Origin of the sequence: uncultured Caballeronia sp. (assembly GCF_964243625.1) — a bacterium.
In the GTDB taxonomy this organism is placed as follows: Bacteria; Pseudomonadota; Gammaproteobacteria; order Burkholderiales; family Burkholderiaceae; genus Caballeronia.
In genome coordinates, this window is the sequence record NZ_CAXTGZ010000359.1 from 1 (window position 1) to 6391 (window position 6391).

At 54.5% G+C, this 6391-nt stretch carries 5 protein-coding genes; all 5 read left to right on the forward strand.

Translation table 11 applies throughout. The features are described 5' to 3' along the window. Nucleotides 1-952 precede the first annotated feature (952 nt). Nucleotides 953-2236, forward strand: a complete 1284-nt coding sequence (locus ACFFAR_RS21595; RefSeq protein WP_174364328.1) for a hypothetical protein — start codon at nucleotides 953-955, stop codon at nucleotides 2234-2236. A gap of 11 nt (nucleotides 2237-2247) precedes the next feature. Further along, the gene (locus tag ACFFAR_RS21600) at nucleotides 2248-2742 is read left to right on the forward strand and encodes a flavin reductase (RefSeq protein ID WP_174364329.1); all 495 of its coding nucleotides are present in this window, start codon (nucleotides 2248-2250) and stop codon (nucleotides 2740-2742) included. Nucleotides 2743-2829: 87 nt separating this feature from the next. Continuing rightward, nucleotides 2830-4029, forward strand: coding sequence for an acyl-CoA dehydrogenase family protein (locus ACFFAR_RS21605; RefSeq protein ID WP_174364330.1), 1200 nt, complete (start codon nucleotides 2830-2832; stop codon nucleotides 4027-4029). Between the two features lie 24 nt (nucleotides 4030-4053). Then, complete coding sequence (locus ACFFAR_RS21610; protein ID WP_174364331.1) at nucleotides 4054-5259, forward strand: acyl-CoA dehydrogenase family protein; 1206 nt, start codon at nucleotides 4054-4056, stop codon at nucleotides 5257-5259. A 125-nt stretch (nucleotides 5260-5384) separates the two neighbouring features. Continuing rightward, the coding region (locus tag ACFFAR_RS21615; RefSeq protein WP_375508434.1) for an amidohydrolase family protein at nucleotides 5385-6391 on the forward strand (1007 nt) is incomplete at its 3' end.

A 6391-nucleotide genomic window follows, 5' to 3' on the forward strand; every position in this document is an offset into this window, starting at 1 on the left:
CGAGGGAGCTCGCCAATGCCTTTTGATGAAGAAGCGCGGATGAACTCGTCGCAGAGTCCGAAACGATCACGATGAGCTTTAGCCAGCGTCACGCAAAAAGAGCGAATCCTCATCAAAATGTTAGTTTTCCGAGCCTTTAGATATGCCTGTGGGACCGTGCACTTATCGCATTCGCTGATTGCTCAGCGTATTCGGAAGAAATCTGAAATTGCACCTTCCAATTCATATCCGAAATTAATCAAGAATCGCCAACTACTTATCCTGGTCGACTCAGTGGCGTCGGCCCTTCCTAGGGGCTTGACACACCATGGTTAGAACGGCCTCTCTCCTTTTCTGTACAAGCGTGTGTTGATGCGGCCGGCTACGGGAATCAAGCGCCTGACCGGGCGGGTCGTCGACTTAGTCAACACCGTGAGTGCGTAAAAAACGACGTATGTGCGGGGTGCTTCACCTTGCTGGCACGCCGCCTCCGCTAGATCGTGCAAGTATATCTAGTCGCCCATTAACGATGCTTTGACAGCATGCCTCGGCATCGGCGAATGATTTGCAAGTATGGCCGCATTCGCTTGGAAAATATCTGTCATTTAATTTTGTAGACCGTGGTAGGTATCGCATCCGAAGGCGCCCTGAGCCGATGTCTTTGAATCAACCAGAATCTTTGAGATCAGCTCTATAAAACACAACAGAAAATATTCAGGATGACGATGTATAAATAGGGCGCGGTCACTCTTCCGCTACAAGTTCCTTCGAATCACGCTAGCGTGATCCCCGGTAAGCGTTCGGGTTTGTACTAAGTAATGGTAAACGATATGATCGGCGCCAATTGCAGAGCGATTTCGACAACTGCTTAACTGTACTGTACTGTACGATTTAGCTTGACTAGTGTCATCGTTGGTTTATATTAATACCGTACGGAACGGTATAAGAAGATCGTGAAAAAAGCGCGGAGACGATGATGAATCATCTGGTAATAACTAATCACCCTATAGAGCTGGCCTATGGCGAGGAGCGCCAGAACGACCATCCGAATCGCCCGTCGATTGCTCGCGAAGAATTGCGACCGGACCGGACCTTGGCAGCAGTGCGGGGTGAGTTGCTCGATGCTATTGACGCCATCGCGGAGACGTTAGCGCGCGGAGCTTCACAATCGGATCTTCAGGGCAAGCTAGTGGAGGAGAGCGTGTCGGCGCTGACTTCTACTGGCCTCTGGCGAACGCGACTTTGCCGCGAACTAGGTGGATTTGAACTTCCAGTCGTTATTCAGATCGAGCTCATTGCGGCGCTTGCCGCCGAGGACACATCCAGTGCCTGGTGCACGATGGTTGCCAACAACGGTTTGGCTGTTCTTGGGGCAACGATGCCTATTGCTGCAGTCCAACGCGTATTCGCGAGAGGCGTGCCCAACTGTTCAATTGTGGCCGCTCCTGGAGGCTCAGCAACACCTACACAGGGTGGTTATCTTCTAAACGGGACTTGGCGTTTGGCGAGTTCGATCCATCACGCGACCTGGATTCACGCAACCGCTTATGTCGAACGTGACCCATCCCGTCTCCTACCATTTGCAATAGCAGCACGCGATGTAGAACTGCTCGATTCTTGGAAGGTGGTTGGGTTATCTGGCACCGGCTCGAATGATTTCAAGCTCACCGACTATTTTCTGCCAGCAGAACTCGCTGGCAGTGAAGATCGTCCCTATGGGCAACTTCGCGGTGAACGTCGATATGATCTGGTGGACGTCGAGCATATAGAGAGCTATGAACATCTCGCATTCGCCATTGGGGTAACTCGACGGGCACTTCGAGAGTTACAAAAGGGCTTTTCAAAGCCGTTGCCGGGCCGGTACACGGCAGACCGTGAAGTGGTCCTAGCTGAGCTCGGAAGGGCGGTCGTCGAGCTCCAGGCGGTCGAGGCCCTAGCTCATTCGCTTTTCGCCCGAATTGACGCGGCTGCTTTAGGAGGGGTGCAAGCTTGGTCGACAAATGAAAGGCAACTTCCGCGCGCTTTAGCTGCATGGGCAACAGCTTTAGCTCTAAGGTGCGTGCAATTGGGTTTCCACCGATCAGGTTTGGCAGCCCTGCGAAACCCAAATATATTCGAGAAGCTGCTCCGCGACATGAATGTGGCGGCTACGCATGTTGTAGTCGATGATGCGGCTTTCTCTGCATACGCGCTGCACCTTGTTGAGACGGGCGCGGCTTTCAAATTTCATGGATCGGCGCTTGTCGCCTCTGCGTGAGGATATGAGCCATGGACACTCAAGATTACCGCAATTTTTTCGGTCAACTGCCGACGGGTGTAACTGCAATCGTCGCGAAAGCGTCAAGTGGCCCTGTGGGGCTTGTTGTCGGTACCTTTTCATCAGTATCGCTTGATCCACCACTGATCAGCTTCATGGTGACGAAAGGCTCGCGATCCTGGGCTGCGGTGCGCGCTGAAGGGCGCTTTACCGCAAATATTCTAGCCAGTGATCAACGACGCTTGAGCCAGACCCTATCGGGATGGTCGGTCGACAAGTTTCGAAACGTGATGTTCGACGAGGGGAAGGCGCATATCTTACGCGGCTGCCTAGCGTGGGCGGATTGCATTTTCGAGCGTGAAGTCGAAGCTGGTGACCACACGATTGTGCTGGCTACGCCGTGCGAATTGGCTGTTGAACGCGATACCAAGCCTCTCGTCTTTTTTCAGCGCGCCTACCATCGAACGCTTTCCGTTGAGGATGGGCGAGGTCCCGGCTGGGTATGAAGACGCCATTTAATAGCATGCCAACCAAACGCAGATTTTATGAGAGACCTAATATGCCACGACTCAGAACCGGTGGAGACAACGCAAATGAATGATCGTAATCCTTTGAGTGCCGAACTTTCTCGGGCCAATCTTTTGGATCAAGCGCGCGAGGTCGGTGAGTTTGCATTCAGTCGTCGTGAGCAGGCAGAGAAAGAGCGACGTATGCCCGACGACGTGGTAGAGAAGCTGCGTGAGACTGGGCTTATGAAGCTGTGCCGTCACCGCAAATATGGTGGGGCCGAGGCAGATCCTATGACCTTTTTGGATGTAGGGCGCGAAATCGCGCGCGGCTCGGCCTCGCTCGGATGGATCTATTCAGTCCTGGGATTTCATGACTGGTATATGGCGTTCACATCCGAAAAATTGCAAGAGGAAGTATGGGGGAAAAATCCCGACGCGTTCGTGTGCGATTCATTCGCTCCTGTCGGACAAATTGAACGCGTCGCAGAGGGTTACACACTCAGCGGCAATTGGCGTTTCGCGAGCGGTATTGAATGGTCGTCGTGGATTGCCGTAGGCGGAATTGCCGTGGCGCCCAATGGTAACGAGCCTGAGCATCTCTTGTTTTTTGTTCCTCGTGAAGAGGTAACCGTTCATGACGACTGGAATACCCTCGGGCTGAAGGGTACTGCCAGCCGGGCTGTAACCATTAAACCAACGTTCGTACCGGAGCACCGTGCATTCGCGCTTGCCAGGGTCGCGGGCGAGTCACGCGGCAAAGTGGTGAACGACGGACCTCTATGGCGCATTCCTCTCATGACCATGCAGGGGCTTGCAATCCTTACGCCTTCCATCGGTATTGCGCAGCGGGTGGTCGAGGAATTCACCTCCTGGACTAAAGCGCGTATCCGTCCATATGAACATGGCGCGGCAGCCCGTGAAGCACCCGCGCCGCAGCTTGCGCTCGCTTCGGCCGCCACCCAATGGGATGCATCCTGGGCGCTGGCGCAAAAATACGCTCAAGAAGGTTGGGACCGGGCGTTGAGCGGCGAGACATGGGTGCTCAGCGAAGAGGAGCGCGCCAAATATTTCTCCTGGCGAGGTTACATCGGCCGCTCATCGATTGAACTCAGTGATCAACTGTTCATTGGGTCTGGTGCGATGGCACTGTTCGATTCTCATCCGCTGCAACAGCTCTTTCGTGATGTGCATTCGACAGGCGTTCATATCGGTGTTGACCGTGCCGACGCATATACCAGCCGGGGCCGGGTTGCAATGGGCTTTCCCGGTCACGCATTCCACTGATCTGAAAATCTCGAAGGAGCTCACATGTTGCAAACAGCTGTTAGGCAAGCCGTCAGTCACGAACCGTCCGCGACCACTGAAACAGTCTTGGAAAAGGTCCGCGGGTTGCTGCCGGGGATTCGTGACCGTGCGCAGCGTTCCGAAGAGTCCCGGTCAATTCCAAAGGAATCTGCCCAGGAGTTTTTAGACATCGGCTTGGCTCGCATTTTGACACCGAAAAAGTTCGGCGGAACTGAGTTGGGGCTTCACGCATGGCTTGACGTCGCCATTGAGATTGGCAAAGCGGATGCTGCACACGCCTGGTGTGCAAGCCTCCTCATTCACCATCCGCACTATCTCGCGCAATTTCCCGAGGCGGCCCAAGCTGCTGTCTGGGGCGACGGGCCTGATGTACCTATTGCCTGTACTTTCACACCCACTTCAACGCTTGAACAAGTCGAAGGCGGTTTTAATATCGTTTCTTGTTCGATCCCTTATCTAAGTGGTATCAATCACAGCGATTGGGTCATGATCGGCGGAATGGTGCCGCCAACGAGTGAGGGTCCGCCCGACTGGATGCTGTTTCTCATTCCGCCGGGCAAGTTTAGGGTCCTTGATACTTGGCAAACGGCGGGCATGCGCGGCACGGGCAGTAATACTGTGGTCGTGGAGAATGTCTTCGTGCCATTCGAGCATACGTTGCGCGTCGCGGATATGCGGGACGCGAAAACGCCGGGCGCTCAGGTCCACAAGGCACGCATGTATCACGCTCCCTGGATCACCTATGCCCCGCTTACCTTCCTCGCGCCAATGTTAGGTGCCGCGCGTGGCGCATTGGAAGACTATCGTAGCTGGACGGCTAAACGGGCAAGCCTCTTCGGTGCGCAGGTCGCGGAATTTGTCAGTATCCAAGTACATCTTGCCCGCGCCGGAGCTAGCCTCGATGCTGCCGAGTTGCTCATGCGCCGTTGCGTTGACGTAGCAGAAGCGGGGGAGCCGGCATCAGAGCAACTCCGTGCTCGGACGTATCGAGATCAAGCCCGGGCATCTGAGCTTATCGTCGAAGCAATGGATACCGTTATGAAAATTTCGGGAGCGGCCGGATTCGCCGCCACGAGCAACATTCAGCGCGCCTGGAGGGACGTGCATTTTGCGGCAAGCCACGTGATCCTTAACCCCGAAGTCAGCTTTGCCGCATGGGGTCGACAACAGTTCGGACTTGAGCGGGATTCCAAGCAAAACATGTACTGAAGAGGGAGCAGTCAATGAAGGGGTGTAGTAGTAGGCGCGCATTTATCGGTTCTGGCCTTCTTGCGGCGACCGCTTTAACGGGATTTGCACGAAGTGCAGAGCCAACAAACAATGGAATGGTTTCGATGAGCAGCCGACGAATCGATGTTCACCAACACTTACTTCCGCCAGAATTTTTGGCAGCTCTTGCGCGCCATGGAATGAGTGCGTGGGCGCCGGCCGCTTGGAGCGCGGATGGTGCAATTGCAATGATGGACCAGCACGATATTGCAACGGGAGTGCTGTCTCTTTCAACTCCCGGTCCTCATTTTGGCGATGATCGCGAGGCTAGGCTATTAACCCGGCAGGTCAACGAGCGCCTAGGTGAGTTGGTGAAGAACCGGCCAGAACGCTTTGGCATGTTTGCGTCTGTTCCGCTGCCCGATATTGACGGCTCGCTTGAAGCGATCCGTCACGCTTACGACGATCTTGCCACCGACGGGGTCATTCTGCTTGCAAGCAACCGTGGTGTCTACGTCGGCGATCCGTCGTTTGACCCGGTCATGGAGGAGCTTAACCGGCGTAATGCCGTTGTCTTCGTTCATCCTGGTCCGCTGCCAGGACCGCCGATCAAAGGTATTCATCCATCCTTGGCGGACTTTCTGCTTGATACAACACGAGCGGCGATAAACCTGGTGTCGAACGGAATACCCCGGCGTTATCCAAATCTTCGCATCATCCTGTCTCATGCAGGAGGGTTCCTGCCCTATGCCGCATATCGAATCTCTGCGTTGGCGAGCGTGGTCGATCACAACGTGGATTCCGCGGCGATGCTAGATGACTTGACGAGTTTCTATTTTGACACGGCTCTGTCGGGCAGCCCGACCGTATTACCGAGCCTGCTATCTTTTGCAAAGCCTGGGCATGTCTTGTTCGGTTCGGATTGGCCCTATGCGCCTAGTAAAACCGTAGGCTTCTTTACCGATAACCTTGATGCCTATCAGGCAAGTGATGTAACGATTCATGGAGCAATTAATCGTAAAAACGCGGAGGCGTTATTCCCTCGATTGGGAAGTCTTAATGTCGGAGCGAATGCCGCTGCGAAAACGGGTGCGTCTTCCCAAGGTTATCCAAGCAATTCAGATGTAATCTG

Excerpts from the sequence above, each read along its gene's own strand:
- ACFFAR_RS21595 (WP_174364328.1), top strand. The coding sequence starts at position 953 with ATGATGAATCATCTGGTAATAACTAATCACCCTATAGAGCTGGCCTAT.
- ACFFAR_RS21605 (WP_174364330.1), top strand. The coding sequence starts at position 2,830 with ATGAATGATCGTAATCCTTTGAGTGCCGAACTTTCTCGGGCCAATCTT.
- ACFFAR_RS21610 (WP_174364331.1), top strand. The coding sequence starts at position 4,054 with ATGTTGCAAACAGCTGTTAGGCAAGCCGTCAGTCACGAACCGTCCGCG.
- ACFFAR_RS21600 (WP_174364329.1), top strand. The coding sequence starts at position 2,248 with ATGGACACTCAAGATTACCGCAATTTTTTCGGTCAACTGCCGACGGGT.